The organism is Blautia wexlerae, assembly GCF_013300825.1.
GTDB lineage: Bacteria > Bacillota > Clostridia > Lachnospirales > Lachnospiraceae > Blautia_A > Blautia_A wexlerae_B.
This window is the reverse complement of record NZ_JAAIMY010000074.1, coordinates 1-1,530: the sequence shown is the minus strand read 5'-3', so window position 1 is coordinate 1,530 and position 1,530 is coordinate 1. Positions and strand designations below refer to the sequence as shown.

Sequence of the window (1,530 nt, the reverse complement as noted above, 5' to 3'; positions counted from 1 at the left end):
GCACAGCATTATCCGGATTACGCATACAATCATCCACTGTATAGTTCTGGTATGAAGATCTATAGTGATGCGTCGGTAAGTGATTTCTTTAAGAGCATCACCAAGGATAAGAGTACAGGCTTTCTGAATGAATGGAATGCAAAGAGAAATCGAAGGGAGCGTATTTATATTTCCTATGATTCTACGAATAAGAACTGTCAGGCCGGAGAGATTGAACTGGCTGAATTCGGTCATGCCAAGACAGATATCGGTTCAGCTATCATCAACTATTCGGTTGGATATGATCTTAAGAATAAAGAACCACTCTTTTATGAAGCCTATCCTGGAAGTATTAACGACGTATCACAGCTTAGGACCATGCTTGGTAAAATCACTGGGTATGGCTATAAAAAAATCGGTTTCATTTTGGACAGGGGATATTTCAGCCGTGGAAATATACGCTATTTAGACGAATGTGGTTATAGTTTTGTGATCATGGCTAAAGGCATGTCTTCTTTCATAAGTGATTTGATCTTAGAGAACAAAGGAACGTTCGAAAATAAGCGCTCTTGTGACATGAATGCCTATGGTGTGTATGGAAAAACAGTACAAAGGACTTTATTTGAAGGCGATGAAAAAAAGAGATACATTCATATTTATCATAGTATTTCAAAAGATGCTGATGAACGGGAGCATTTTGAAAACGCACTGAGAGAGCGGACAGCTTTGCTGATGTCACATCAGAATGAAACAGTAGAGTTCGGTTCAGCTTACGAAAAATACTTTTATCTTCACTACGATAAAGATGGCGTGTTTTTATATCCGGAAGAAAAAACAACTGTGACAGAACGGGAAATATCATTATGCGGATACTTTGTTATTATTACATCCGAAAGGATGACCGCAAAGGAAGCACTGCATCTTTATAAGAGCCGTGATGTATCTGAGAAACTTTTTGCCTCTGATAAATCATTCCTTGGAAACAAGAGCATGCGTTCACATACAAACGAAGGAGTTGAGGGAAGGATTTTTACACAATTCATCGCACTGATAATCCGAAACAAAATTTATACTGCATTACAGGAAGAGAACGAAAAACTTGAGAAGAAACAGAATTATATGACAGTTCCGGCAGCAATCAGGGAACTTGAGAAGATTGAAATGACACGCCAGACGGATAATGTATACCGGCTGGACCATGCTGTAACAGCAAAGCAGAAAAAAATCTTAAAGGCTTTTGGGATGAATGAAGGAAACATTACTTATCGAGCCGGAGAGATCAGTAATACACTTAAGAAATCAAACATTCAGAAAGAAAGGCGGTAAATATGGCACGTGAAATAAACGCAGAACTACTGGACACTAAAATTGAAAAAGCACAGCGGGATCTGGTGAAAGCAAAGCATCGGTATGATGCTGCGGCAGCAACATTAAAAGATTTATTGGATAAGAGGGATGCACTTCGCCAGAAAAAGTTATTGGATGCTATAGCACAGAGTGGACGGAGCTATGAAGAAATCATGCAGTACCTGCACAGTAAATCTGAAGAGG

General features: G+C 39.1%; 2 protein-coding genes. Both read left to right on the top strand.

Features of this window, described 5'->3' with window-relative positions:
- Positions 1-1,305 (top strand): transposase (locus G4417_RS16425; RefSeq protein WP_173684229.1); only part of this gene is annotated, 1,305 nt, incomplete at its 5' end.
- 2 nt (positions 1,306-1,307) lie between these two features.
- A partial coding sequence (locus tag G4417_RS16420; RefSeq protein WP_173684228.1) for a hypothetical protein occupies positions 1,308-1,530 on the top strand: 223 nt, incomplete at its 3' end.